This is a genomic window from Dolomitihabitans soli (assembly GCF_022213955.1).
Lineage (GTDB): Bacteria > Actinomycetota > Actinomycetes > Streptosporangiales > Streptosporangiaceae > Streptosporangium_A > Streptosporangium_A soli.
Genome location: NZ_JAKNTW010000024.1, coordinates 77,435 through 102,485, shown reverse-complemented (window position 1 = coordinate 102,485; position 25,051 = coordinate 77,435). Strand labels below are relative to the sequence as shown.

The 25,051-nt window shown below is 70.0% G+C and carries 27 protein-coding genes; 12 read left to right on the top strand and 15 right to left on the bottom strand.

From position 1 onward, the window contains the following. Positions 1-122: 122 nt before the first annotated feature. Positions 123-743, bottom strand: a complete 621-nt coding sequence (locus MBA17_RS35680) for an SMI1/KNR4 family protein (protein ID WP_238501857.1) — start codon at positions 741-743, stop codon at positions 123-125. 114 nt (positions 744-857) lie between these two features. Here MBA17_RS35680 and MBA17_RS35675 point away from each other — a divergent pair, with 114 nt between their 5' ends. The 3 genes from MBA17_RS35675 (at position 858) to MBA17_RS35665 (ending at position 2,669) form a co-directional block, all read left to right on the top strand. Beyond that, a complete protein-coding gene (locus tag MBA17_RS35675; protein ID WP_238501856.1) occupies positions 858-1,079 on the top strand; it encodes an integrase core domain-containing protein in 222 nt (73 codons plus the stop codon). Positions 1,080-1,468: 389 nt separating this feature from the next. After that, entirely contained in the window at positions 1,469-1,852 is a 384-nt protein-coding gene (locus MBA17_RS35670) for a VOC family protein (RefSeq protein WP_238501855.1), read from the top strand. A gap of 238 nt (positions 1,853-2,090) precedes the next feature. Further along, positions 2,091-2,669: a TetR/AcrR family transcriptional regulator gene (locus tag MBA17_RS35665; RefSeq protein ID WP_238501854.1), complete on the top strand. Its 579-nt coding sequence runs from the start codon at positions 2,091-2,093 to the stop codon at positions 2,667-2,669. A 258-nt stretch (positions 2,670-2,927) separates the two neighbouring features. On the opposite strand, the gene MBA17_RS35660 is transcribed toward MBA17_RS35665, so the two are convergent. Further along, the gene (locus tag MBA17_RS35660; protein ID WP_238501853.1) at positions 2,928-3,803 is read right to left on the bottom strand and encodes a cupin domain-containing protein; all 876 of its coding nucleotides are present in this window, start codon (positions 3,801-3,803) and stop codon (positions 2,928-2,930) included. A gap of 124 nt (positions 3,804-3,927) precedes the next feature. On the opposite strand from MBA17_RS35660, the gene MBA17_RS35655 reads away from it, so the two are divergent. The 6 genes from MBA17_RS35655 (at position 3,928) to MBA17_RS35630 (ending at position 10,274) form a co-directional block, all read left to right on the top strand. Beyond that, on the top strand, positions 3,928-4,479 hold the full coding sequence (locus MBA17_RS35655; RefSeq protein WP_238501852.1) for a TetR/AcrR family transcriptional regulator: 552 nt from the start codon (positions 3,928-3,930) through the stop codon (positions 4,477-4,479). 605 nt (positions 4,480-5,084) lie between these two features. After that, positions 5,085-5,243 carry a hypothetical protein gene (locus MBA17_RS35650; RefSeq protein ID WP_238501850.1) on the top strand — a complete coding sequence of 53 codons (159 nt, stop codon included), beginning with the start codon at positions 5,085-5,087 and terminating at the stop codon, positions 5,241-5,243. Between the two features lie 209 nt (positions 5,244-5,452). Then, positions 5,453-6,727, top strand: coding sequence for a lysine N(6)-hydroxylase/L-ornithine N(5)-oxygenase family protein (locus tag MBA17_RS35645; RefSeq protein ID WP_238501848.1), 1,275 nt, complete (start codon positions 5,453-5,455; stop codon positions 6,725-6,727). After that, entirely contained in the window at positions 6,724-6,933 is a 210-nt protein-coding gene (locus MBA17_RS35640) for an MbtH family protein (protein WP_238501846.1), read from the top strand. The genes MBA17_RS35645 and MBA17_RS35640 overlap by 4 nt, the downstream gene beginning before the upstream one ends. Beyond that, positions 6,930-7,823, top strand: coding sequence for a siderophore-interacting protein (locus tag MBA17_RS35635; protein WP_238501844.1), 894 nt, complete (start codon positions 6,930-6,932; stop codon positions 7,821-7,823). The genes MBA17_RS35640 and MBA17_RS35635 overlap by 4 nt, the downstream gene beginning before the upstream one ends. A gap of 168 nt (positions 7,824-7,991) precedes the next feature. Beyond that, the gene (locus tag MBA17_RS35630; RefSeq protein ID WP_238501843.1) at positions 7,992-10,274 is read left to right on the top strand and encodes a terpene synthase family protein; all 2,283 of its coding nucleotides are present in this window, start codon (positions 7,992-7,994) and stop codon (positions 10,272-10,274) included. On the opposite strand, the gene MBA17_RS35625 is transcribed toward MBA17_RS35630, so the two are convergent. The 9 genes from MBA17_RS35625 to MBA17_RS35585 all read right to left on the bottom strand — a co-directional run bounded on the left by MBA17_RS35625 (position 10,234) and on the right by MBA17_RS35585 (position 19,670). Then, entirely contained in the window at positions 10,234-11,574 is a 1,341-nt protein-coding gene (locus MBA17_RS35625) for an APC family permease (protein WP_238501842.1), read from the bottom strand. The genes MBA17_RS35630 and MBA17_RS35625 overlap by 41 nt on opposite strands. A 77-nt stretch (positions 11,575-11,651) precedes the next feature. Next, on the bottom strand, positions 11,652-12,014 hold the full coding sequence (locus MBA17_RS35620) for a VOC family protein (protein ID WP_238501841.1): 363 nt from the start codon (positions 12,012-12,014) through the stop codon (positions 11,652-11,654). 12 nt (positions 12,015-12,026) lie between these two features. Continuing rightward, positions 12,027-14,405: a glycoside hydrolase family 65 protein gene (locus MBA17_RS35615; RefSeq protein ID WP_238501840.1), complete on the bottom strand. Its 2,379-nt coding sequence runs from the start codon at positions 14,403-14,405 to the stop codon at positions 12,027-12,029. Next, a complete protein-coding gene (locus tag MBA17_RS35610) occupies positions 14,402-15,178 on the bottom strand; it encodes a beta-phosphoglucomutase family hydrolase (protein ID WP_238501839.1) in 777 nt (258 codons plus the stop codon). The genes MBA17_RS35615 and MBA17_RS35610 overlap by 4 nt, the downstream gene beginning before the upstream one ends. A 135-nt stretch (positions 15,179-15,313) precedes the next feature. After that, complete coding sequence (locus MBA17_RS35605) at positions 15,314-16,048, bottom strand: sugar isomerase domain-containing protein (protein WP_238501838.1); 735 nt, start codon at positions 16,046-16,048, stop codon at positions 15,314-15,316. Between the two features lie 127 nt (positions 16,049-16,175). Beyond that, positions 16,176-16,880: a GntR family transcriptional regulator gene (locus MBA17_RS35600; RefSeq protein WP_238501837.1), complete on the bottom strand. Its 705-nt coding sequence runs from the start codon at positions 16,878-16,880 to the stop codon at positions 16,176-16,178. 164 nt (positions 16,881-17,044) lie between these two features. Next, positions 17,045-18,373 (bottom strand): NAD(P)/FAD-dependent oxidoreductase, encoded by a 1,329-nt coding sequence (locus MBA17_RS35595; protein ID WP_238501836.1) that lies wholly within the window; start codon positions 18,371-18,373, stop codon positions 17,045-17,047. 60 nt (positions 18,374-18,433) lie between these two features. Beyond that, positions 18,434-18,712: a hypothetical protein gene (locus MBA17_RS35590; protein ID WP_238501835.1), complete on the bottom strand. Its 279-nt coding sequence runs from the start codon at positions 18,710-18,712 to the stop codon at positions 18,434-18,436. A 175-nt stretch (positions 18,713-18,887) separates the two neighbouring features. After that, the gene (locus tag MBA17_RS35585; RefSeq protein WP_238501834.1) at positions 18,888-19,670 is read right to left on the bottom strand and encodes an AraC family transcriptional regulator; all 783 of its coding nucleotides are present in this window, start codon (positions 19,668-19,670) and stop codon (positions 18,888-18,890) included. 54 nt (positions 19,671-19,724) lie between these two features. Between MBA17_RS35585 and MBA17_RS35580 the strand changes: the two genes are divergently transcribed. Continuing rightward, positions 19,725-20,900 (top strand): MFS transporter, encoded by a 1,176-nt coding sequence (locus MBA17_RS35580; RefSeq protein ID WP_238501833.1) that lies wholly within the window; start codon positions 19,725-19,727, stop codon positions 20,898-20,900. Positions 20,901-20,930: 30 nt separating this feature from the next. Here MBA17_RS35580 and MBA17_RS35575 read toward each other — a convergent pair whose 3' ends face one another. The 3 genes from MBA17_RS35575 to MBA17_RS50680 all read right to left on the bottom strand — a co-directional run bounded on the left by MBA17_RS35575 (position 20,931) and on the right by MBA17_RS50680 (position 22,906). Further along, the gene (locus MBA17_RS35575) at positions 20,931-21,380 is read right to left on the bottom strand and encodes a DUF3618 domain-containing protein (RefSeq protein WP_238501832.1); all 450 of its coding nucleotides are present in this window, start codon (positions 21,378-21,380) and stop codon (positions 20,931-20,933) included. Next, positions 21,377-21,799, bottom strand: coding sequence for a phage holin family protein (locus MBA17_RS35570; RefSeq protein ID WP_238501831.1), 423 nt, complete (start codon positions 21,797-21,799; stop codon positions 21,377-21,379). Before MBA17_RS35570 ends, MBA17_RS35575 begins: the two co-directional genes overlap by 4 nt. A 345-nt stretch (positions 21,800-22,144) precedes the next feature. Continuing rightward, positions 22,145-22,906, bottom strand: coding sequence for a fasciclin domain-containing protein (locus MBA17_RS50680; RefSeq protein ID WP_238501830.1), 762 nt, complete (start codon positions 22,904-22,906; stop codon positions 22,145-22,147). Positions 22,907-23,099: 193 nt separating this feature from the next. Here MBA17_RS50680 and MBA17_RS35560 point away from each other — a divergent pair, with 193 nt between their 5' ends. Beyond that, complete coding sequence (locus tag MBA17_RS35560; RefSeq protein WP_238501829.1) at positions 23,100-23,783, top strand: pentapeptide repeat-containing protein; 684 nt, start codon at positions 23,100-23,102, stop codon at positions 23,781-23,783. Positions 23,784-23,862: 79 nt separating this feature from the next. Continuing rightward, entirely contained in the window at positions 23,863-24,117 is a 255-nt protein-coding gene (locus MBA17_RS35555; protein ID WP_238501828.1) for a hypothetical protein, read from the top strand. Between the two features lie 57 nt (positions 24,118-24,174). Here the strand turns inward: MBA17_RS35555 and MBA17_RS35550 are convergent, their stop codons facing one another. Beyond that, on the bottom strand, positions 24,175-25,005 hold the full coding sequence (locus tag MBA17_RS35550; protein ID WP_238501827.1) for a PhzF family phenazine biosynthesis protein: 831 nt from the start codon (positions 25,003-25,005) through the stop codon (positions 24,175-24,177). Between the last annotated feature and the right edge of the window lie 46 nt (positions 25,006-25,051).

Here is a 25,051-nt window from a genome sequence, read left to right as displayed (position 1 = left end):
TCAGGGGTCGATTCCCCTCGTCGGCTCTGCAACGTGGAAGCCCCTGAAAGAGGAATTGCGCCGTCAGGAGCTTCTGGTTGCCCGGACGATGCCGAGATCTTGCTGACACCGTTGCTGATGGGCTACTGCGAGCGGCTCTGGAGCCAGGCGACGTTTCGTCTCGTCCAGCGGATGTACCAGTCGAGGAAGGGCACCGGCTGGGTCCAGCCGCTGTAAGGATATCCCCAGCGTTTGTCCTCGTTCCAAGGCGCGGATGGCCACCAGTACATGTCCTCGGCCCATCCCATCTCCGTCATCCACACGGTGCCGGCGAGCTCGCCATTCAGCGCAAGCATGCTGATCCATGTGCAGCCGTGGCCGCAAAGGAACATGGTGCCGGGCATCGGCTTGTCCAACCACAGGATGGGTTCGATGCCGTCTGCGGCGAGTTGCGGGAGGCGTTGGGCATCGGCCGGTGAGATGGGGAAGGGCTCTCGCGGAGAGACTGCAACGTCCGGGTCTTCCAGGAAGCGTTGCTGTTCTCGCTGTGTCTCATCGATGATCCACTCGAGATCGAGCAGCGGTCCGGGGCGGACACCGACGCCGAACTCAAGGAGAAACGAGCGGAACTCATCGGGGAGCGGCGCGCCGATCACTTCCCCCAGAGCTTCTACCTCGATTACCGGAAGGGGTGCGATGGCGGAGGGGGCGGCGATCCGAGTCAGCTCTTCGCCTAACTCGACCAAGCTGATCTCTGATCGCATGATGTCCCCCAGCGGTTGTGGGACGGAATGGTAGCAGTTCTAGAATGCGAAAGAATCCGATGGGAGGGTCGGTTGCTCCTCGTATTCGCAGAATCGAGGAAGGTATCTCCACCAATGACTAAGGTCCGGCTCCAAATCGTCGAGTTCGTGCATCGGCACCGCTTCGCCGGCCGTGACGAGGCCCGGGTGAAGATCGCCACCTGGATCGCCGATTTCTACAACACCCGCCGCAGGCACACCGCCGCCGACGGGCTACCGCCGATCGACTACGAACAGCGCATCATGACCGCCCGAGCTGCGACCAGAGCAAGGCCCGGCGAAGCCATCGCCGCATAACGACGTCTCCACGGTTTGAGGGGATTGCCATTGTCCAACCACAGGATGGGTTCGATGCCGTCTGCGGCAAGCTGCGGGAGGCGTGGGGCATCGGCCGGAGAGATGGGGAAGGGCTCTCGCGGAGAGACCTGGATTGGCTGGTCTTCAGGATGGTGCTTCGAGGACGTCGCTATGGAGAAGTCTGCGAATACACCGCAGGCCTTGCTATTGCGGTCTCGAGATGCGTGCGTGTAGCGATTGAGCGTTGCGGAGATCTGCTCATGGCCTATGAGCCCGGCGACGTCGTTGACGGGTTCGGCGTCCTGTGACGCCGATGCTTGAGCGTGCCTCTGCGGTGCGGGCCGTATTTCGGTCGCAGGTGGGGTTGGTGGTCAGACAGAATCGCACGCATGGTTTCGGTATTGCAGAACGTGGCGATCGACTGTTCGGATGCCTATTCGCTGGCTCAGTTCTGGAGCGGGGTGACCGGCTGTCCGCTGCATCCAGAGGATAGGCCGGGGGACGAGGAAACCCAGGTGATGTTGCCGCAGGGCCCGGTGCTGCACTTCAACCAGGTGCCTGAGCCCAAGACGGTCAAGAACCGGATCCACGTCTGCCTTCGACCGGAGTCCTCGCGCGAGGAGGAGGTCAAGCGACTGCTGGGCATGGGCGCCACTTTGGTCGCTGACCACCGGAACTCCGACGGCACGGGCTGGGCCATCCTCGCCGACCCTGAAGGTAACGAGTTCTGCGTCCTGCGTAGCGAATCCGATCGCGCTGGGATGGCTTCCTGACCTGCCTTCTTCCGGTCGACTGGGCGGTGTGGTCGCGCAAGCTTCGCTGACACACCGCTCAGGGTCCGGTGCATCAGGACCGCGAGGCCGAGGAGACACTCCCGCGGTAGTGGTCGAGGGGCCTCAAGCTGGACCAGTGCGCCTCGGATGATCACGGAGACGGAGTCGGCCGAGGGCGGGGCTGGAGGGGCCCGGCCAGGCCGAATCCGGCTCTGGGGCGCGCTGGTAGCCTTCGAACGTGTCGTCTAGTCGGGGCAGGTCGCGGACCGATGCCGAGCGGAATCGGGCGCGCGTGCTCGAGGTGGCACGCGACCTGTTCGCCGAGCGTGGCGACGAGGTGCAGATGGCAGACGTGGCCAGGGCCGCCGAGGTGGGCATCGGCACCGTCTACCGCCACTTTCCCACCCGGCGGGCTCTGCTCGAGGCGGCCGCGCAGCACCGGTTCGCGGAGATCCTCGCCTTCGCCCAGGAGCAGTGCCTCGCCGCGCCCGACTCCGGTGAAGGGCTGGATCTCCTGCTGGGGCACATCGGAGAAGTGCTCGCCAGGGATCGAGGCCTGTCCGGCGCGATCGAGTCGGCCATGGGCTCGAACGAGCCGTCCGGCGAGAGCAGGATCGCGTTGGAGAAGCTCGCGGGCACGTTGATCGAGCGCGGCCAGGCAGCGAGAGCGATCCGAGACGATGCCACGGTGAACGACGTCTACATGATCGTCTGTGGGCTGGCGGCGGTGATCCGGACAGGCAGCGGAGATTGGCGGCGTTTCATCCGGCTTGCGCTTGACGGCTTGCGTTCGGTGCCCAGACCGCCGACGCCATAGCGGCACTGACGTCGAGCACTGACGTCGAGCACAGGCGACTCGCGCCGGCGGTCGGCGACGGGAGATCGACGGGAGATCGACGAGGGGCCGTTGGGAGCTGCAATCCATGTGCGGCAGCGAGGACATGGAACCTCCTGGGGCGTGTCCTGTGGAGACCGGCAGCAGCGACGCCAGCCGTTCCACTCCTCGTCCGTCAGACCGTGACGCTACTCATCCGCACGGATGATCTACACCCATAACCATCAAGATCCACGCTCCCTAGTTCTCCTCGTAGGTGACGTGGTACCTGCGTGTGTACCGGTTGAGGGCGGCCGGATCGAAGCGGCCTGCCTTGCTCACCTCGGACCTGTGCTCGATCAGGGCCTCCACCACGCACTCCCAGCCCCCGGGCGAGGAAATCTGGACCACCCGCGGCGGCGGGGTGGAGCCGGGACGGATCGCATGCGGCACCCCATGGGGCAGCAGGACGAACTGTCCCTTGCCCGCGGTACGGATCCCGCCGTCGAACTCGATCTCCAACTCGCCGTCGAGCACATGGATGCACTCGTCGGCGACGTGGTGGGTGTGCCGCGGGACCGGTTGCGCCACCGTGACCTCCAGCAGTGAGAACAGCCCATCGGTGTCGGTGGTGCGCGCCTTGACGCTGAACGCGGGCGGCACCACGATCCGACCCGGGCGTGCCTCACCCTTGTCCAGCAGGTAGAAGCGCTCCTTGTCGCCCCATTCGTCGGGCTCGCCCTCCCCGAGGTGGTACCGCATGCCGTACGGCTTGCCCACCTCGTTGGCCTTCGTCCAGTCGCCTTGCAGGCCCGCCTCTGCGACGTCCTCCATGTAACGTTCCCAGCCGCCCGGCGCCGACAGCTGCAGCGCGTGTACGGCGGAGCCGTCCTCGCCGAGGTTGCGCATGGCGTGGGTGACACCGCGGGGCACCAGGATGCACATGCCGCTGGTCAGGCGGTGGGTCTTGCCGTCGAAGTCGACGCCGAGGTCTCCCTCGATGACGTAGACGAACTCGTCGAAGGTGTCGTGCACGTGGGCGGGGATGCTGCCGTCGCCGCGGTTCTCCATGAGGGAGAAGCGCCCCTGGGTGTCCTCGACCCCGGCCTTGACGGTCGTCCACGGCGGCAGAGGCACGCGGGTGGGGCGGGAGGCGCCGGCGTCCAGCAGGAAGAAGCGGTTCCTTGGACATGGGAGTATCCTTTCCGAAAAGGAGTCGGAATCCGATTCCGTTTAGAGATTTAGCAGAGGGTGCGAAGAGATGTCAAAGCGGCCGCGGGCCGACGCGGAACGCAATCGCCGGCGGGTGCTCGTGGTGGCTCAGCGGTTGTTCGTCGAGCGAGGAGACGGGGTCCACATGTCGGAGGTGGCAGCCGAGGCCGGAGTCGGCATCGGAACCCTCTACCGTCACTTCCCCACCCGGCAGGCCCTGATCGAGGCCATCGCCGGACGACGGTTCGCGGAGATCCTGGACTTCGCCAGAGACCGTTGCCTGCCCGAACCGGATGCCCACCTCGCGCTGACGCGCTTCCTGACCCATGTCGCCGAGATCCACGAGCAGGGGCGAGGACTCACCGGGGCCATCGAGGCGACACTCGGGTCTACGGCACCCCGTGGAAAGGCGGAAGCCGAACTCCTCGCCGTGGGTGCCGCCCTGGTACGCCATGGGCAGGACACGGGAACGCTCGCTCCGGGCATCACGGTGAGGGACCTCTACATGATCGTCGGTGCCGTGGCGATCCTCAGCCGCAATGCGATCGGCGACTGGCGCCGGTTCATCGAAATCGCCCTGGCGGGGATGCGGCCTGGCTGAGCCGTCCAGATCGAGGTTCGCTGTGCCAGGCTTCCGGGCCGAGTCACGACCCGGTCGCCCGCCAAGGCGGCGGCGCCGGACCCGAGGGCGAACGGCGTGATCGTCTTCAGAAGGAGCCGAGGCGCGAGGTCGGTCTCAACGTTCAGGGTGATCTGCCGGTAGGTCATGCGTCCCGGGAGTCGGGCGGCTCGACGGGGCGCGCCAGGTCTGGACGCTGACCGTCGTGACGAGTCGGCAGCGGCAGGCGCACAGTTCGACATCGCCGTAGGAGGTCAGGCGAGGCCGGCGGGTGCGCTTGCCGGCCCGGCCGATGTCCCACCACCTCGGTACGGACCTCGTCCGTGCGGGCTTCATCCGGCGGACACCGAGCGGCAAGGGGACCCGTCTCCTTTACAAGACCGCGAAAGTCGATCAATTTAGGTAAGGCTAACCTTGTGCGGAATTAATAGGCAAGGCTAACCTAAGTCATGATCCGGGCTGGCTGCCCCGGGCCGAGGCGACAACGGAAGAGTTGAGCGTGCAGGAGCAGACGGACGCACGGCGACGTGAACTGATGCGGCGGATGATGGCCGAGGCGAGCCGTCACGGCCGATCCCGGGACGCGGATGCCCGCAGCCCTGCCCGTCGCCCTGACGGCGCGGACGGTCACCGGAGCGGCGACGGCGACGGCCCCCAGACGGGCCGGCGACCGGGAAGCGGCGCTCCGCCGCAGCTTCGCCGAGGCCGAGGCCGAGGCCTTGGGCGTGGACGAGGTGGGCCCCTGACGTCGACTTCTTCTTCGACCTGGGCGGCCACTCGCTGCTCGCCATGCGGCTGGGCCTCAAGGCGTTCCGGCCGCTGCGCACGCCGACACCGCCGGCCGTGCCGTACGTGATCGACCAGGTCGTGCCGCAGATCGTGAAGGCCGCGAAGGCGGCATGACCCGCATACCCCGCCGCCGCCAGGCCGCGGATCTACCAACAGAGAGGCGAACATGGCGACCCCGGTCTATGACGTCGTGGGCATCGGCTTCGGCCCCTCCAACCTCGCCCTCGCGGTGGCGCTGGAGGAGGAGTACGGCTCCACCGTGAACGCGGTCTTCTTCGAGAAGCAGCCGAGGTTCGGGTGGCACCGCAACATGCTCATCGACGGCGCGACCATGCAGGTGCACTTCCTCAAGGACCTGGTGACCCTGCGCAACCCCACCAGCCCGTACTCCTTCCTGTGCTACCTCCAGGACAAGGACAGGCTGATCGACTTCATCAATCACAAGACCATGTTCCCCAGCCGCCTGGAGTTCCACGACTACCTGGAATGGGTCGCCGCCGCCTTCGCCGGCCTGGTGACCTACAGCTCGGAGGTCGTCGCGGTACGGCCGGCCGACCGGGACACCCTGGAGATCGTCGTACGGCGCGGCGACGAGCTGCACACCTGCCTGACCCGCAACATCGTGATCGCGGCCGGTCTGGACCCGGTGCTGCCCGACGGCGTGCGGCAGGGTGAGCGGATCTGGCACACCGAGGAACTGCTCGGCAGGCTCGATGCCTTCGGCGACGAAAGGCCCGGCCGGTTCGTGGTCGTCGGCGCGGGGCAGAGCGCCGCCGAGGCCGTCGAGCACCTGCACCGGACCTACCCCGCCGCGGAGGTCTGCGCGGTCTTCACCAGGTACGGCTACGCGCCGGCCGACGACAGCTCCTTCGCCAACCGGATCTTCGACCCCCAGGCGGTCGACCACTACTTCGCCGCTCCCGAGGAGGTGAAACGGATGCTGTTCGCCTACTCCCGCGCCACCAACTACTCGGTGGTGGACCTCGAACTCATCGACGAGCTCTACCGGCGCTCCTACGCCGAGAAGGTCGCGGGCGTCGAACGGCTGCGCATCCTGAACGCGTCCCGCCTGCTCGACGTGCGGGCCGACGAGGACGCCGTGCGCGCCCAGGTGCGCTTCCTGCCCACGGGGGAGGTGAGCACGATCGAGGCCGACGCGGCCGTCTTCGCGACCGGCTACCGCGAGCGCGACCCGTTCGACCTGCTCGGCGAGGTGCGCGAGCTGTGCCGTACCCGGGTGGGGGGCGGGCCGCTGGTGGAACGCGACTACCGGATCGCCACCGAGCCCGAGCAGACCTGGGGGGTCTACCTCCAGGGAGCCACCGAGGACACGCACGGGATCGCCTCGTCGCTGCTGTCCATGACCGCCGTCCGTACCGGAGAGATCGTCCAGTCGATCGCCCGGCGTTCCGCCCGGGTGCCAGAGGGAGCGCAGCCATGACCAACCCGTTCGACGATTCCGACGCCATCTTCCTCGTCCTGGTCAACGACGAGGGCCAGCACTCGCTGTGGCCGGAGTTCGCCGCGGTCCCCGCCGGCTGGATCATCGCGTTCGGGCCGGCCGGGCGCGCCGCCTGCCTGGACTACGTCACGGCGCACTGGACGGATCTGCGGCCGCGCGGTCTGGCCGGGCGGGCCGTACGATGACCGAGCCCTACCGCTTCTTCTTCGTCAAGGTGGGCGGGCTCAGGCGGCTCACCCCCTCGTTCCTGCGGGTCACCTTCACCGGCGACGACCTCGACCTCTTCGCCGACAACGGCTTCGACCAGCGGATCAAGCTGATCCTGCCGCTGCCCGAGCACGGGCTGGCACACCTGCCGACCGGGCCCGACTGGTACCCGCGCTGGCGGAGCCTGCCCGACGAGCTGCGCAACCCTCTGCGCACCTACACCGTGCGGGCGGTCCGCCCGCACCAGCGCGAGGTGGACGTCGACATCGTGCTGCACGACCCGCACGGCGACGCGGGCCCGGTCGCCCGCTGGTCCCGCACCGTACGGCCGGGCGACGTGGCCGCCCTGCTCGGTCCCGACGCCCGGCACGAGGGGCGGCACGGCGGGAAGGAGTTCCACCTGCCGGAGGAGACGGAGACCGTGCTGCTCGCCGGCGACGAGACCGCCGTGCCCGCGATCACCGCCATCCTGGAACGCCTGCCCGCCCGCTGCTCGGGGGAGGCGTTGCTGGAGGTGCCGCACGAGGACGACGTCCTTCCCGTGGCCGCGCCGGCCGGGCTGGCCGTCAGATGGCTGCCCCGCGCGGGCGCGGAGCACGGGACCCGGCTGGTCCCCGCCGTCAGGACCGCCGCCGAACGGCTGCTCCCCGCCGCCGTGGCGGCGGGGGACTTCGAGGACGTCGACGTCGACGCGGAGGAGTTGTGGGAGGTGCCGGACGCGCCGTCCAGCAGGTCGCTGTACGCGTGGCTGGCGGGCGAGGCGGCCACGATCAGGACGCTGCGCCGCCATTTGGTCGCCGAACGCGGGATGGACCGGCGGTCGGTGGCGTTCAAGGGCTACTGGCGGCAGGGTCGCGCCGAGTGCTAGAAGGCCCGGAGGGCACTCTATACGGATAAATGCGACTATTGCTCTCCGAGGGTCCTCATGAATTGATTTGCGAGCTTATTCAAGGAGTTTTTCTGATAAAAATGGGCCGATAATTTAATTCCTTTGATCGTGCTTTACTTTCTGGCCATGATGGGTAGGCAGGTGGTCATGCGACCTTTTGAGCTGCCCGACTTCTACATGCCATATCCCGCCAGGATCAATCCGAATCTGGAGCGTTCCCGCGCACACAGCATGGCCTGGGCGCGCCGGATGGGCATGCTCGACGCGCCCAAGCCCGGCGGTGGCGTGATCTGGGACGAAGCCGAGCTTGACCGGATGGATTACGCGCTGATGTGCGCGTACACCCATCCCGACTGCGACGGTCCCATGCTGGATCTGATCACCGACTGGTACGTCTGGGTCTTCTTCTTCGACGACCAGTTCCTGGAGCTGTTCAAATACTCCCGCGACCTGCCCGCCGCGAAGGCGTACATCGATCGTCTCGAACTGTTCATGACCGCGCCCGGCGAGACGTCGCCGCAGCCGGAGAACGAGGCGGAGGCCGGGCTGGCGGACCTGTGGGAGCGAACCGTCCCGGCGATGTCGGAGGGATGGCGGCGGCGTTTCACCATCAGCACCCGCAATCTGATGGTGGAGTCGATGTGGGAACTCGACAACATCGACCGGGGCAGGATCGCCAACCCGATCGAATACGTGCAGATGCGCCGGCGGGTCGGCGGCGCCCCCTGGTCGGCCAACCTGGTGGAGTGCGCGGCGGGCGCCGAGCTCCCCGACCGGCTGGCGGCCACCCGGCCGCTGAAGGTGCTGTCCGACACCTTCTCCGACGCCGTGCACCTGCGCAACGACCTCTTCTCCTACCAGCGCGAGGTCCAGGAGGAGGGGGAGAACTCCAACGCCGTGCTGGTCTTCGAGCGGTTCTTCGACTGCTCCACCCAGGAGGCCGCCGACCTGGTCAACGACCTGCTGACCTCCAGGTTGCAGCAGTTCGAGAGCACCGCGCTGACCGAGATCCCCGGCCTGCTGGCCGACCAGGCCGCGTCCCCGTCCGAGCAGGTCGCGGTGGCCGCCTACGCCAAGGGCCTCCAGGACTGGCAGTCCGGCGGGCACGAGTGGCACGCGCGATCCAGCCGCTACATGAACGAGGGCGCCGTCGCCGGCCCTCCCGGTGTGCTGGGGGGCCCGACCGGGCTGGGCACGGCCACCGCGATTCCGGCGCGGCTGGGCCACGGGCGCAGGGCCAGGCAGTTCTCCCACACGCTGTTCAAGCCGGTCGGGCACCTGCCGCTGCCTGACATCTACATGCCCTTCCCGATCAGGACCAGCCCGCACCTCGACGCCGCACGCCGTAACGCGGTCGGCTGGGCGCGGCGGATGGGCCTGTTCGACTCGGTCCCCGGGGTGGAGACCGGCGGGGTGTGGGACGAGCGCCGCTTCCTCGGCTACGACCTGGCCCACTGCGCCGCGATGATCCACGCCGACGCCACCGCCGAGGAACTCGACCTGTCCGCCGACTGGCTGGCCTGGGGCACCTACGGCGACGACTACTTCCCCCTGGTGTTCGGCAGGGCCCGCGACCTCGCGGCGGCGAAGCTCTGCAACGAGCGGCTGTCCATGTTCATGCCCCTGGACGGCGAGCCCGTGCCGGAGCCGACCAACCCGGTGGAGCGCGGCCTCGACGACCTGTGGCGGCGGACCGCCGGGCCGATGACGCCGTCCGCCCGCAGGCAGTTCCGCACCGCGGTGGAGGACATGACGGAGAGCTGGCTGTGGGAGCTGTTCAACGACATCCAGCACCGCATCCCCGACCCGATCGACTACGTCGAGATGCGCCGCAAGACCTTCGGCTCCGACCTGACGATCGACCTGGCGAAACTCGCGCACTTCGAGGAGATCCCGCCGGAGATCCATCAGACGAGGGTCATGCGTGAGCTCGAGACCGCCGCGCAGGACTACGCCTGCTTCCTCAACGACCTGTTCTCCTACCAGAAGGAGATCGAGTACGAGGGCGAGATCCACAACATCGTCCTGGTCGTCGAGAAGTTCCTCGACGTCGACCGCTGGCAGGCCCGTGACATCGTGAACGACCTGATGACCGCGCGGATGCGGCAGTTCGAGCACATCGTCGCCAACGACCTGCCCGCGATGTTCGAGGATCTGGCGCTCGCGGAGCCGATCCGCGTGATCCTCACCCGGCAGGCCGACGACCTCAAGGAGTGGATGTCCGGCATCCTCGAATGGCACCGCAGATGCGTCCGCTACACCGAGGCCGCGCTCCGGGCGGACAGGCGGGCGGCGGCCCCGGGAATCGTGTTCCCGCCCACGGGGCTGGGCACCTCGGCGGCGCGCGTCCGCACCGGGGCAGGAACACGGTCGTTCGGCGGCTGGCCGGTCAGTGGGCGCGTTCCTGGCGGCGGAGCACCGCCCAGTTGATCACCCACAGGAAGAGGCCGAGCGCGAGCAGCAGGCCCGCCCTGATGTAGACCTCGGCGGGCCTGCCGGTCAGCGGGCTGGCCAGCACGAAGGCCAGCACCGCGCCGAGCACCGGCAGGATCGTCGGCGCCCGGTAGTGCGCGTGCTCCACGGTGTCCTTGCGCAGCACCAGCACGGCGACGTTCACCACCGTGAAGACGCACAGCAACAGGAAGGCGGTCGTGTCACCGAGCCCGCTGATCTCACCGGTCGAGATCAGCGCGATGGCCAGGGCGGTGGTGAAGATGATGCCGATCACCGGCGTACGGCGGCGCGGATCGACCCAGCCCAGGCCGCGCGGCACCACCCGCTCGTTGGCCAGGCCGTACACCAGCCGGGAGGCCATCATCATGTTGATCAGGGCGGAGTTCGCCACCGCGAAGATGGCGATCGCGGCGAAGAGCTGCGGCGGGAAGTTGAGCCCGCCCGCCTTGACCACCTCCAGCAGCGGCCCCGACGACTGCTCCAGAATCCGGTAGTCGACCAGCAGAGAGGAGGTGAGGGCGACCAGGATGTAGACCGCGCTGGTGATCGCCACGCCGAGGAAGATCGCCCGGGGGAAGTTGCGGGAGGGATCCTTGGTCTCCTCGGCCATGTTGACCGAGTCCTCGAAGCCGACGAACGCGAAGAAGGCCAGGGCCGTGCTGCCCATCAGGGCGAGCAGCAGGCCGCCCGACTGGTCGGTGCGGATCTCGGTCAGCCGGGACGGGTCCCCGGCGCCCTGGGTGACGGCGTAGACGCCGATGACGACGATCACCAGGAGCCCGGCGAGCTCGATGATGGTGAAGACGATGTTGGTCTTCACCGACTCGGAGACGCCCCGGTAGTTCAGCAGGGCCACCCCGATGATGAAGATCACGCCGACGACGACGCTGGGCAGGGTGACGAACTGCTCCAGGTAGTCGCCGCCGATGGCGCGGGCCGCCGCGCTGGCCGAGGTCAGCCCGGAGCACATGACCGTGAACGCCACCATGAACGTCAGGAACGGCACGCGGAACGCCCGCTGGGTGTAGAGGGCGGCGCCGGCGGCCCGCGGATACTTCGTCACCAGCTCGACGTAGGACATGGCCGTCAGCATGGCGATGACGAACCCGATCAGGAACGGCAGCCACAGCGCACCGCCCACCTTGCCCGCGACCTTGCCGGTGAGCGCGTAGACGCCCGTGCCGAGGATGTCGCCGACGATGAAGAGGATGAGGAGTTTCGGGCCGATCGCCCTTTTGAGGGAGACCTGCTCCGCCTGTGGAGTGGGGGGTGTCATGTGTGCTTCCGTTCCCACGCCGTCGGCCTTGACACGGAGCGCGGGAATCTCGTGCCCGGTCTGTAATGATCCGCGGGTCAGCTCAGGGCCTGCAGGAACTCCAGGCGGTTGCCGAACGGGTCGTGGGCGTAGACCCGCCGGAACCCCGGGAAGCCGGTGTCCCAGCGCACCTGCTGCCCGGCGGCCGCGAGACGCGAGACGACGGCGTCGAGGTCGTCCACGAGGATGCCGGGATGGCCCTTCGTCGCGGGCCGGAAGTCGTCCTGAACCCCCAGGTGGAGTTCCAGGCCCCCGGCGCGGAACCAGGCGCCACCCCGGGTGGCGAGCGCGGCCGGCTTGTCGATCTCCCGCATGCCGAGGACACCCGCGAAGAAACCCCGAGCCGCGGCCTCCTCGCCGGGAGGCATGGCCAGCTGCATGTGGTGCAGGCCGACATACATGCACGCAGCATCTCAGAGACGGGAGGCGTCGCCTACCGGGGTGGGATGCCTCCTGGCCGGCACCCGGCCCGGAGGCTGCGTGGGCGGCGGTGTGGTCGCGACCGCCGGCGGGATCGGGCGGGTGACCGGATCGCCGACGGGGACGGTGACCGGGTCACCGTGGTGGAGGATCGGCAGCGGGTCGCCGTCGAGCAGGGTGTAGTCGACCGTGTCCACCGCCACGTTGACCGCCAGCCGCTGCCGCCGCCGGACGATCGTGAAGGCGAGCCGGGTCAGCCCGGCGGGAAGCCGCGGGGCGAAGGACAGGATGCCGTTCCGGGTCCGCATCCCGGCCAGACCGGCGAGCAGGGCGATCCAGCTTCCGGCGAGTGCCGCGATGTGCAGCCCGTCGCGGGTGTTGCGCTCCAGGTCCTCCAGATCCATCAGGGCGGCCTCGGCGAGGTAGTCGTAGGCCAGTTGCAGGTGCCCGACCTCGGCGGCGATCACCGACTGGGCGCTGGCGGACAACGAGGAGTCGCGGACGGTGAGCCGTTCGTAGAAGGCGAAGTTGCGGGCCTTCTGCTCGGCGGTGAACGCGTCGCCGCGCAGGTACATGGCCAGCACGAGGTCCGCCTGCTTGACCACCTGCTTGCGGTACAGGTCGAAGTAGGGGAAGTGGAGCAACAGGGGATACCGCTCGGGGGCGGTGGCGGCGAAGTCCCAGACCTGGTGCCCGGTGAACCCCTCCGCCTGCGGGTGGACGCCCAGCACGTCGTCATACGGGATGTACATCGCCGCCGCCGTGTCGCGCCAGGCCGCCATCTCCTCCCGGTCGATGCCCAGCTCGCGCGCGGCGGCGGGATGCCGGCCGGCCGCGTCGGCTGCGGCGACCAGGTTTCGCTGGGCCATCAGGTTGGTGTAGACGTTGTCGTCGCCGATGGCGCTGTACTCGTCGGGCCCGGTGACCCCGTCGATGTGGAACCGGCCTCGGGTGTCGTGCCGGCCCAGCGACCGCCACAGCCGGGCGGTCTGCGCCAGCAGTTCCAGGCCGGCCGTACGCTCGAACGCCTCGTCCCCGCTCATGTCGACGTAGTGCGCGACCGCGTCGGCGATGTCCGCGTTGACGTGGAACGCGGCCGTGCCCGCCGGCCAGTAACTGGAGCACTCCTCGCCGCGGATCGTCCGCCACGGGAACGTCGCCCCGCGGAACCCGAGCTGGGCCGCCCGTTCGGTGGCCATCGGCAGCGTGGAGTGCCGCCAGCGCAACGCGTTGGCCGTCGCGCCGGGCGCGATGTTGGTGAGCACGGGCAGCACGTACGACTCGGCGTCCCAGAAGCAGTGCCCGTCGTAACCGGGCCCGGTCAGCCCTTTGGCGGGGATCGCCCGCCCCTCCGCCCGCGCCCCGGCCTGCAACACGTGGAACAGCGAGAACCGCACCGCCTGCTGGATCTCGGCATCCCCGTCGACCTGCACGTCGGCGTGCCCCCAGAACGCGTCGAGGTAGGACCGCTGCTCCGCGGCGAGCCCTTCCCACCCGGACTGCACCGCCCCGGCGAGCGCCGCGTCCGACTGATCCCGTACGGCGGGCAGCGAACGCGACGCCGACCAGCCGTACGCCACGAACTTGACCAGCCGCAGCCTGCCTCCCGCCTCGATCGGCGCGGTCACCGTCACCCGCCCGAGGTGGGGAGAGCTCTCCGACCGCACCTTGGTCCCCGGCGGCCCGCCGACGAGATGGTCCATCACCGTGGCGACGCACAGGCCGCTGTGCCGTGTGGCGTGCACCAGCCCGGCGCGGGTGTCCTTCGCCCAGTTCTCCCGCTCGACCAGCGGGGCCTGGAGCACCGCGGTGACCCTGGGGTCGCCGCCGGGCGGTGGAAGCTGCTCGTTCGCCACGAGTTCGGACTGCACCACCACCCGCGTCGAGCCGTTCAGCGGCTCGACCTCGTAGCAGATCGCCGCGATGGAGCGCTGGGTGAAGGAGACCAGCCGGGTCGAGGAGATCCGCACCGGGCAGCCGGCGGGGGAGACCCACTCGACGTCGCGGCGCAGCACCCCGGCGCGGAAGTCGAGCGACTGCTCGTGTGAGCGCAGCTCGCCGTATCGGATGTCGAACGGCTCGTCGTCGACGAGGAGGCGGATCAGCTTGCCGTTGGTCACGTTGATCACCGTCTGGCCGGACTCCGGGTAGCCGTACCCGGCCTCCGCGTAGGGGAGCGGGCGCAGTTCGTAGACCCCGTTGAGGTAGGAGCCGGGCAGGCCGTGCGGCTCCCCCTCGTCGAGGTTGCCCCGCCAGCCGAGATTCCCGTTGGACAGCGCGAACACCGACTCCGTCTGCGCGAGCAGGTCCATGTCGACGCCGCTGACCCGCAGCCGCCACGGCTCGCAGAAGAACGCCGGGTGGCCGATCACGGGTGATCCAGCAGTTCGGCCAGATCCCGCACCACCACGTCGGCGCCGTGCGCCAGCAACGCGTCGGCCTGTGACGCCCGGTCGACCCCGATCACCAGGCCGAACCCGCCGGCCCGGCCCGCCGCGACTCCGGCGAGGGCGTCCTCGAACACCACGGACTCCGCCGCGCTCACCCCGAGAAGGCGGGCGGCGGCGAGGAACATGTCCGGCGCGGGCTTCCCGGCCAGGTGATCCCGCGCCGCGGTGAGGCCGTCGACGCGCTCCTCGAACAGGTCCTCGATGCCGGCCCCCGCGAGCACCTCCTTGCAGTTCGCACTGGAGGAGACCACCGCCCGGCGCACTCCGGCGTCCCGCACGGCCCGGATGTAGCGGATCGACCCGTCGTACACCCGCACGCCGTGCCGGCGGATCATGCCCAGCACGATCTCGTTCTTGCGGTCGCTCAGCCCGCGCACCGTCTCGGCGTCCGGCGGATCACCGGGCCCGCCCTCCGGCAACACGATGCCACGGGAGGCGAGGAAACAGCGGGTGCCCTCGGCTCTGGGCCTGCCGTCCACGTAGGCGTCGTAGTCGGCCACCGGATCGAACGGCCGCTCGCCCCGTCCGCGAAGGTAGTCGTCGAACATCTCCTGCCAGGCGGCGGCGTGCAGCGTCGCCGTCTGGGTGATCACCCCGTCGAGGTCGAACAGGCAGGCCCGTGCGCCCGCGGGAAGCCCCAGCCCGGCGTCGCCCGGGACGAGCCGGGAGCCGGTCGGTTCACGGCCACTGGTCATCGCGGCAGAGCCTCCCCAGACGTCGCGAGCGGGGCCCCACCCCCGCCACGTGCCCGGCAGCGCCGACATGGCTGCCCGTCATCGACGATACGCCCCGTGACGGAGAGGTGACCGAGCGGGGGTGCGGCTGCCGTCTCAAGCCAGCTCGGGGATCCGTTCGCGGTAGCGTTCGAGCAGCCCTTCGTTGGTCTCGTCGCCGCCGGGCACGTTCGCGCTCACCCACAGCGGCAGCTCGCTGCCCTGCGCCCGGGCGAGGTCGTCCAGCTCCGCCAGCAGGTGCGACCAGACATAGGAGGCCAGGACGGTGGACAGCGCGGCGGTGTGCGGCGCCTCCGGCGGGTAGGTGACGTCACCCGCCGGGATCATGGTGTCGATGACTATCGAGGCGTGCTCGGCGAGTTTGGTGCCGGCGCGCGCCGCCGCAGCCGCCGCCGCGGCCGAGGAGGTCACCGCGATGACCGGCACGCCGGACGCCATGGCCTCCTGGGCGATCTCCACCGGATAGGGGTTGCAGCCGCTGGTGGAGAAGACCACCACCACGTCGGTGGAGCGGAGTTCCGCCTTCTGGAAGACCGTGCGGCCCAGGCCGGGTCGCCGCTCGGCGGCGGTACTGGTCAACGCCCCGGCCAGTGGCAGCACGGAGAGATCCCACAGCGGGCGCACCGGAGCCAGCCCGCCGGCGCGGTAGAAGGTCTCGCAGACCATCGCCAGCGAATGGCCGGCACCCGCCACGTGGACGATGCCGCCCGCGTCGATGGACTTCAGCAGGAGTGCGGCGGCCGCACGGATCGCGGTGGCGGAGTGGTCGTCGAATTCGTCCAAGAGCGCGCGCACCCGATCCGCGTGCCGCTTGCCGGTGATCTCGGGCATCTGGCCAGTCCTTTCGTCGTTGTCTGGTCCGCCGTCGCAGCCGGTGGTGACGGTGGGGTTCATGAGGTCTGAGTCCGCAGCTGCGGTCAGGGAGCGGTGCCCGTGACGTCGCGCGATCGGTCGGAGATCACTGCGGCGCCGGCCGGAGATCCAGCTCGATGCGGTAGCGATCGCCGCGATAGAGGGATCGGACGTACTCCACGGCTCTGCCGTCCTCGCTGCGGGAGAGCCGTTTGAACAGGAAGGCCGGGGCGTGCACCGGAACCTGCAGGTGCCCGGCCTCCTCCGTGGTGGTGACGGTCGGTTCGATGGTCTCGGCGCCGGAGGCGATCACGATGCCGTGCTCGCGCAGCAACTCGTAGAACGACCGCCCTTCGAGGTCGTCGCGGCGCAGGCCGGGCAGCAGATCCTGCGGCACGTACATCGTCTCGATCGCCATCGGAGAGCCGTCGGCCAGCCGTAGCCGACGAATGGTAAATACCTCTTGCAGCGGGGACACGGACAGCCGCTCTCCGATCCTCGCACCGGCGGGTCCGCGTCCGAAGGACAGCGACCGGCTGTCGGGCCGCATACCCCGGCGGATCATGTCCTCCGTGAACGAGCTCATGGTCAGTGGCACCGCGATCTTCGGTTTGGTCACGTAGGTGCCGCTGCCCTGCCGCCGGTCCAGCCTTCCCTCGGCCACGAGCTGCTCGATCGCAGCTCGGAGGGTAGGCCGGGAAACGCCGAACTCCTCGGCCAGCCGCCGCTCGGGTGGCAGCACGTCGCCGACGTCCAGGTGGGCGAGCATCGCCTGGAGCTCGCGGCGCACCGTCTTGCGCTTGGTCCGCACGGGCGGTCCATCCGCGGCTCGCACCGCTCACCCCCTGTCCCGCCGGCACCGTCGCGATCCAAAATAGGGCCGCGATCTCGAATTGGTCAATACCACTTTGCTCGGCAGGCCGGTCATGACAGCGCGAGATCACGCGTTCTCCCGGCCTCAGGTGAGGACCGGGGCTATCCCCGCTGGGTCGCCCTCAGGTCCGCGTCCGGCTGTTCGGGCGTCTCCTCCGCCAGCGGCACGGCTGAGGCGCGGACGAGCCCGAGCTGCACGATCTGGCGGGGCAGCACCGCGTCGAGCAGCCAGTCGGCCGCGATCCGCAACCGGTTGGCCGGCGTCGCCAGCAGATGGTAGCCACGGGTGACCGCCTTGGCGGTGACTCCCGTCAACGGAACGCCCAGCGGGTTGGCCGCCGCCTTCGCCCCGCCGAGATCGACGACGAACCCCAGATCATGATGCTTGTACGGCACGAGCCGGCGCTTGCCGTACGACGCGGCCACATTGTTGGCGGCGACCCGGCCCTGCCGGTGGGCGTGCTGCGCGGTCATCGGGGTCAGCTGCCCCGGACGGGTCAGGTCGGGTACGGCGGCGGCGTCTCCGCAGCCGAAGATCTCCGGATGCCCGGGCACCCTGAGGTACTCGTCCACGACCAGGCGGCCCTTGATAGTCGGCAGGTCGAGCCCGTCGATCAGTGGATCGGGGCGCACGCCGACGCACCAGATCAGCGACCGGGTGGGCACGAACTCCCCGTTGGAGAGTTTGACGCCCTCCTTGGTGGCCACCTCGACCGTCGTCTCGGTCCGCACCTCGACGCCCCGTTCGGCGAGCACGCGATGCGCCTCACGGGCCAGCCGTTCGTCCAGCTCCGGCAGCACGCGGGGAGCGAGGTCGGCCAGCAGCCACCTGATCGGCTGCGACCGGAGCCCGGGACGGCGGCGCGCCGCGTCCTTCGTGAACAGCTGGCCCTGCGCGGCGACCTCGGTGCCCGTGTACCCGGCGCCGACCACCACGAACGAGAGTCTGGCCGCCCGCTCGGCGGGGTCGTTCGTGGCGTCGGCCAGCTCCAGCTGCCGCAGCAGGTGGTCGCGGAGGTAGAGGGCTTCGCCGATGCTGCGGAAACCGTGCGCGTGCTCGGCGACCCCCGGCACGGGCAGGAGCTTGTTGACGCTGCCCACGGCGATCACCAGCCGGTCGTAGCCCATGTGCGCCCGGCCGCCCTCCGGATTCGTGTAGGTCACCCGCCGGGAGGCGACGTCGACCTTGTCCACCTCGCCCAGCACGTGCCGCGCGCTGCCGTGGTCCGCCAGCGGCACCGCGACCCGGCGCGGGTCGAGGATCCCCGCGGCCACCTCGGGCAACAGCGGAAGGTAGAGGAAGTAGTCGGTCGGGCTGATGACCACGACCTCGGCCGCGCCATTGGCGATGCGCGTGAGGCTGCGCGCGGCCTGGAAGCCGGCGAAGCCTGCCCCGACGATGATGATCCGTTGCCGGCGAGCCGCGCCCACGGCGATCCCCTCTCTGCCAGGCGGCGTCCGCCGCCGGATGTGACTACTCGGCTGCCCGGCTCAGCCGCCGGGACGATCCTCGGCAGGGGGAACGCTGTCCAGCAGGCCGAGCCGCTCCTCTTCGCCGCGGCTCCGGATGACCCCGTTGATGGCCTCCACCATCTGGGCCCGGTCGTAGGGGCCCAGGGGCAGCTCGTTCAGGTGGGTCAGCATGTCGGCGGGCAGGAGCGTGTGCGCCGACGCGCACGAGTAGACCTCCCGGCGGGTCACCCGGTCGTGATCGCGGAACACCTCGTCCAGCACCCGCTGCATCTCCTCGACCGCTGCGTGGTCGGACATCCTCATCCCCTCCTTCGCTCCTCCCTCCCCCTACCCACGCTCGCCCCGGCGCAACGGCCCGGCGCCGGCGGCCGCTTCCGTGCCCGGTTTCCGTGCCCGCGTCGGCCGGTGCGTCGGCTCGACGGGCAGGGCCCGCGCCGCAGGGGACCGGCTCGTCACCTGGCCTGGCCGGGCCTCAGCTGGAGTGACCGTGGCCGCCGTCACCGGTCGTCAGGATCGTGGCGCGGTGGGCGCCGGGGGTGTGGCCGAAGGCGCGGCGGAAGACGTCGATGAACGCGCTGGTCGAGGACCACCCGCAGCGGTGGGCCACGACGGTCACCGCGGCGCCTTCCGCGAGGAGGCACAGGGCGTGGTAGAGCCGCAGCTGCGTCCGCCACTGGGGGAAGGTCATGCCCAGGTCGGAGCCGAACAGGCGGGTCAGGGTGCGTTCGCTCACGCCGGCCTCGGCGCCCAGGGCGGCGAGCGTGCGGTCGTCGGCGGGGTCGCGGCGCAGGATCGCGCACACGACCGCCAGCCGGGGATCGGCGGGGGCCGGGAGGTGTATCGGCTGTTGCGGAGAGAGCCGGAGCTGGTCGAGCAGTACGGCTCGCAGGCGGCCGCGTTCGGGGGTCTCGTCGTGTGGTGCGCGGGTGTAGGCGAGGATCAGTTCGCGCAGCAGCGGGACGATGATCAGCACCGTGGGGGCGTTCAGGCCCAGCGGGTTCTGGTCGGTGGGGAGGCCCACCAGGTGCAGGTCGATCTCGCCGTGCGCGTGATGCCGGTGCACCGTCCCGGCGGGGATCCAGATGGCGCGCGTCGCCGGAGCCACCCAGGTGCCCGCGTCCGTGGTGACGGCGAGCACGCCGCGGGCCGCGTACACGATCTGGTGGTCGTCGTGCCGGTGGTCGTCGATGCTCGCGCCGGCGGGCAGCGGCTGGGCCCGCGTGGGCGCACGGGGCTGATGGCGGGAAATCGGCATAGAGTGGCAATATAGTGGAAGCGGGCAACGGGTGACGTTGACGACGATTGAATCGTGTCAACGAAAAAGCCCATCATCCTGCTGTCCCTGGGCCACGCCTGCGTGGACGTCTACCAGGGCGCGGTGCCTGCCCTGGTGCCGTTCCTGGTGGCCGAACGGGCCTACGGTTACGCCGCGGCGTCGGGGATCATCCTCGCCGCCTCCCTGCTGTCGTCGCTGGTCCAGCCGCTCTTCGGCATGCTCACCGACCGGTGGGCCATGCCGTGGCTGCTGCCGGTGAGCACGGTCGTGGCCGGAGTCGGGATCGCGGTGAGCGGGGTGAGCGACTCCTACCCGCTGACGTTGGCCGCCGTCGCGCTGTCCGGGGTGGGCGTCGCCGCCTATCACCCGGAGTCGGCCCGGGTCGCACGTGCCGCCGGCGGGGGCAGCCACACCGCGATGAGCTGGTTCTCGCTCGGCGGCAACGTGGGCTTCGCCGTCGCGCCGCTCGTGGTCACCCCCGTCATCGCCGCCGGCGGTCTGAACGCGTCCCCGGTGTTGGTCGTCCCCGCCGTGCTGGGCTCCCTGCTGTACGTGTTCTTCCTCCGGGCACGCAGGTCGCCCAGCCCGGTCCCCGCGCCGACGGCCGCCGCGCGGGGCGCCGACGACCTCGCCGCCTTCGTACGGCTGTCGCTGGTCGTCGTGTGCCGCTCCATCGTGTTCGTCGGGCTGAGCTCGTTCATCGCCCTCTATGCCCAGCAGCGAACCGGCGGCGGCGAGTCAGCGGGTGCGGCGGCCTTGTTCGTGCTGTTCGCCGGCGGCGCGGGTGGCACGGTTCTGGGCGGCCGGCTCGCCGCGCGCTGGGGGCGGGTTCGCTGCGTACGCTGGGCGTATGCCGCGGCGGTGCCTGCCGTCGCGGGCGTCGTCCTGGTTCCCGGCCCCTCCTTCTACGTGTTCGCGGCCCTGGCCTCGGCCGCGCTCTATGTCCCGTTCTCGCTGCAGGTCACGCTCGGCCAGGACTATCTGCCCACCCGCGTCGGCACCGCCGGCGGGGTCACGCTCGGCCTCACCGTCAGCGTCGGCGGCCTCGCCGCGCCCCTGCTCGGCGCCGTGGCGGACGCCACCTCCCTGCGGACCGCCCTCATCCCGCTGATCGCGGTCCCCGTCCTGGCCTGGCTGCTCAGCCGTGCGCTCCCCGAGCCGGCGGTGCCGGAGTGGGCCGACGCGATGGCGGTGGTGGAGCGGGGATGACCGGTCGTGCCGCCGGCCCCGCCTCGCCGGTCAGCAGTCCCAGGGCCAGGCCGCCAGGCGCCTCCGGGCGCCGGTGTTCCGCGGCCATCGCCTCCGGGCCCGAAGGCGCCGAAGCCGGCGGTCCAGCTCGTCGCGCCGCCGTACGGCCGTGGCGGCGAGGACGGCGGCGACCGCGACCGCGACCAGGGTTCCCCAGCGGGCCGGCGCCGGCACGCTCCTGATCTTGGTGGTGACCCGCCGTGCCCGGGTGCCGGTGACGTCCGCCCGGCGGCGGGTGCCGCGCAATCCGAGCCGGGCCCGGTTGGACAGGTCTTCCCGCATCTGGTCGGCCTTGAGCCTGGCGCGGGCCTTCACGTCGGCCTTGGCCGCCAGGGCCGCCACCGTGGCGCCCAGTTCCTCGCGGGTGTGCGCGATCTGCTCGCGGAGCGCCTCGGGATCCTCGCGGTGGTCCGTCGTGACGCGTGCCCGATGTGAGTTCAACGGCGTGCCCTTTCTCTGATCTCGGTGACGTCCCGCCTGGCGCTGCCCAGCGCCTGCTTCGGGATGGGCGGCCCGACCTGGGTCACCTGCTTGCGGCCCGCCAGCCCGAGTACGGCCGCCACGACGAGCAGCACAACTCCGACGATGAGCGCGGACGCCCACACCGGCAGCACCAGCGCCAACGCCGCGATCACGGCGGCCAGCAGGGCACCGGCGCCGTACAGGGCGATCAGTCCCGCGCCGCCGACCAGTCCCGCGCCCATCCCCGCGTGTCTGCCCTTGTCCCTCAGTTCGGCCACGGCCAGCCGCAGCTCCTGACGGACCAGGTCGGAGACCTGCTGGGACGCTTGAGTGACCAGCTCCCTGACCCCTCGCTCGGCCCCGTCTACCGGGACCCTGGGTGGCTGCACCGCAGTCATCGTTCGGCTCCTTGCCTTCCGGCGAAACCTCGAGATTTCCCTTTCCCCCTGCTCAGGGGCTAAACAACGGCCCTCCGCACCCCGGCCACGCCGCCGCTGTCAGTCGCGCACGGGCGGACCGGCGGAGGTCGGGAGCTCAGGACCCGCATCGGCCACCGGCACCGCGAACGAGCCGCCGATGCCGGGGAAGGTCACCTACGAGCGGGAACGAAGTGCCGCACTGCGCCGCCACCCTGTTCAAGGACCGCCCGGAGCCGGGCGGTCCGGAACACGAGGATCTCGCCCACCTCCGCCCGTGGACGCAGGTGTGGCGAGATCTCTCGTACGAGGTGGCCCGGCGGCCGGTCACTCGGGCATGAGGACCTTGTCGACGATGTAGACGGTGCCGTTCGCCGTGGGGATCTCACCGCAGGTGATCTTTGCTTCGTCGTTGACGGTGAACTCATCCCCGGAACCCTTGACGGTGAGGTCGGCGCCTTCCATGGTCTTCAAGGTCGCGTCGGAGAGGTCGGCCTTGGTCACCTTCTTCTCCACCACGTGGTAGGAGAGGGCCTTGGTGAGCTGTTCCTTGTCGGCCATCAGCTTGTCGAGGTCCTCCTTCGGGACCTGCGAGAAGGCTTCGTCGGTGGGCGCGAACAGCGTGACGTCCGTGGCCTTGTCGAGCTTCTCGTTCAGCCCTGCCGCCGTGAGCGCCTTGGACAGGGTGGACAGCTCGGGATTGTCGGCCACCGCGGCGGCGGCCGGGAGCTTGGCCATGCTCTCCAGGCTGCCCTTGCCCGTGGCGGGCAGGCCGCCGCAGCCCGGACCGAACGGCACCGCGCCCGTGCCGTCCGTCGGCGAACCGGTCGGCGTGGCCGTCCCGTCGGTGGGGGATTCGGTGGGGGACATCTCATCGGTGGGCGACTCGGTCGGCGACATCTCGTCGGTCGGTGTCTCGGCGGGCGCGTCCGTCCCGCCGGGTGTGGTCATGTCCTCCGGGGGCGTGGGCGTGGTGACGCCTGTCGGCGGAGACAGATCTGCGGCGGATGCCTGGGCGAGGGGGGAGAGCGGAGCCAGGGCCAGCGCGGCGAGGCTCGAGGCGAGAAGTGCTGTCCTGCTCTTCTTCACGTTGATTCTCCTTGACCGGTGCCCGCCGTCCTGTTCGGGCGGCGGGCACTCGTGCGATCCATCCGCTTAGCGATATTCCCGAAAGAAATACACAAATCCCCCCAGATGTGCATCTTTGGCTATATGTATGCCCTGCAGTGGACGCGTGGTCGGGTGGATTTGGAAGAGGCGCTTCGGCGCTAGGCTCGCCCCCATGCCTTCCCGCACCTCGCCGTCCCGGCCGCAGCGACAGAAGGAGCCGATCGCGCCGAAACTGGCTGCCACGCTCGCCCCCGCGACGTTCCCCGAGCACGATCTCGACGACGACGGCTCCTACCGGTCGCTGGAGTTCAGGAGCGCCGACCTGTCGAACCGCCGGGCCGACGGTCCCGACTTCGAGGGCTGCCGGTTCGTCGACACGAGCTTCACCGGGACGACGCTGCGCCGGGCGGGCTTCACCGGAGCCGAGCTGGAACGCTGCGATATGTCGAACATGGCGGCCAGGTCGTCCACGATGCACCGGAGCCGGGTGTCGTCGAGCCGGTTGACCGGCATGGCCTGGTCGGAGTGCGGATTCCGCGACGTCACGTTCGACTCCTGCCGGGCCGACCTGACGGGGTTCAGGTTCTCCGACTTCAAGGACGTCGTCTTCCGCGACTGCAACCTCACCGAGGCCAACTTCCAGAACGCCGACCTGCGAGGGGTCAGGTTCGAGCGCTGCGACCTATCGGGCGCCCAGTTCTCCAACGCCAAGATGGACGGCGCCCGCTTCGCCGACTGCGTGCTGCTGGGCATCGCCAGCGTGACCAGCCTCCGGGGCGTGACCATCAAGAGCCAGGACGCCCAGGGGCTTGTTTACGCCCTCGCGGCGGCCATGGGCATCACCATCGAGGACTGATCGCCTACACAGGGCTCCACCCGGGCGAATCGCGTTACACCAAGGTCGTCAATGGGTATTCCTCAGGGTGAGGAGGGCCATGAAAGGCGACAGAGTAGAGATCGTCGTCGATGCCCACGACACCACCCGCACCTACGAGGTCACGGCGACTCGGGCGGGCAGGCGCGTCGAGGTGACGATCGGCCGGGGAGTGGTCGAGGTTACCGAGGTCACGCGCAGCGGAACGCCCGTCAGGACCGCCCGCTTCATGTCCAGCCGGATCCTCGCGCTCGTCGAGCATCCGGCCCCCCGGCCCCCGGCCGACGACGAGCAGGAATCTCAAGCGGCGGCGTGAGGGTGGCGGTCCTGGCCGACACCCACGCGCCACGGCGATGGAAGTGCCCGTGACCGGTCAGAGCTCGACCTGACCGGTCACACAGGTGACCGTCTCGCCGCCGATCCAGACCGTGCCGCCGGGATCCGCCGAGACGTGCACCCGGCCCGCGCGTCCCAGCGCGGTCCCCTGGCTCGCCACGTACGGCGCGCTCGCCCGGTCGGTGCGCAGCAGCCACTGCGCCAGCGAGGCGTTCAGGCTCCCGGTCACCGGGTCCTCCGCCGTCGCGCCGTCCTTGGGGAAGAACGCCCTGACCTCGAACGCGTACGGCGAGCCCGCCGGGTACGGGCCGGCGACGCCCACGTCTAGATCGACCAGCCCCGGCCGCAGCGCCAGCACCGCGTCGGCGTTCGCCAGCAGGACCGCCACCCAGCCGGGACCGTTGTCGGCCCACTCGGCGTCCACGATCTCGGCGCGGTCCACGCCCAACGCCGAGGCGATGTGCTCGACCAGCGACTCCTCGACCGCCCCCGACCGGATCAGCGGAGGCGCGGCGAACGCGAGCCCGTCGCCCGTCCTGCGCACCGGCACCAGACCCGCCCCGCACTCCTGCACGATCACATCGCCCCCGGCGGGCGTCCCTCCGGCCGCGAGCCAGGCGTGGCAGGTGCCCAGCGTCGGATGCCCCGCGAAGGGCAGCTCGGAGGCGGGCGTGAAGATCCGTACCCGGTAGTCGGCGTCGGGCACGCTCGGCGGCAGCAGGAAGGTGGTCTCGGAGAGGTTCGTCCAGTTCGCGAACCGCTGCATCTCCTCGGTGCCGAGCCCCTCCCCGTCGAGCACGACGGCGAGCGGGTTTCCCCGGTACGGCGTTCCGGTGAAGACGTCGACCTGGCAGAACGGGCGCTTCATGGCGCCGAGTATGCCACGGAGAGCCGCCCGCCGGACGTCGGGGAGG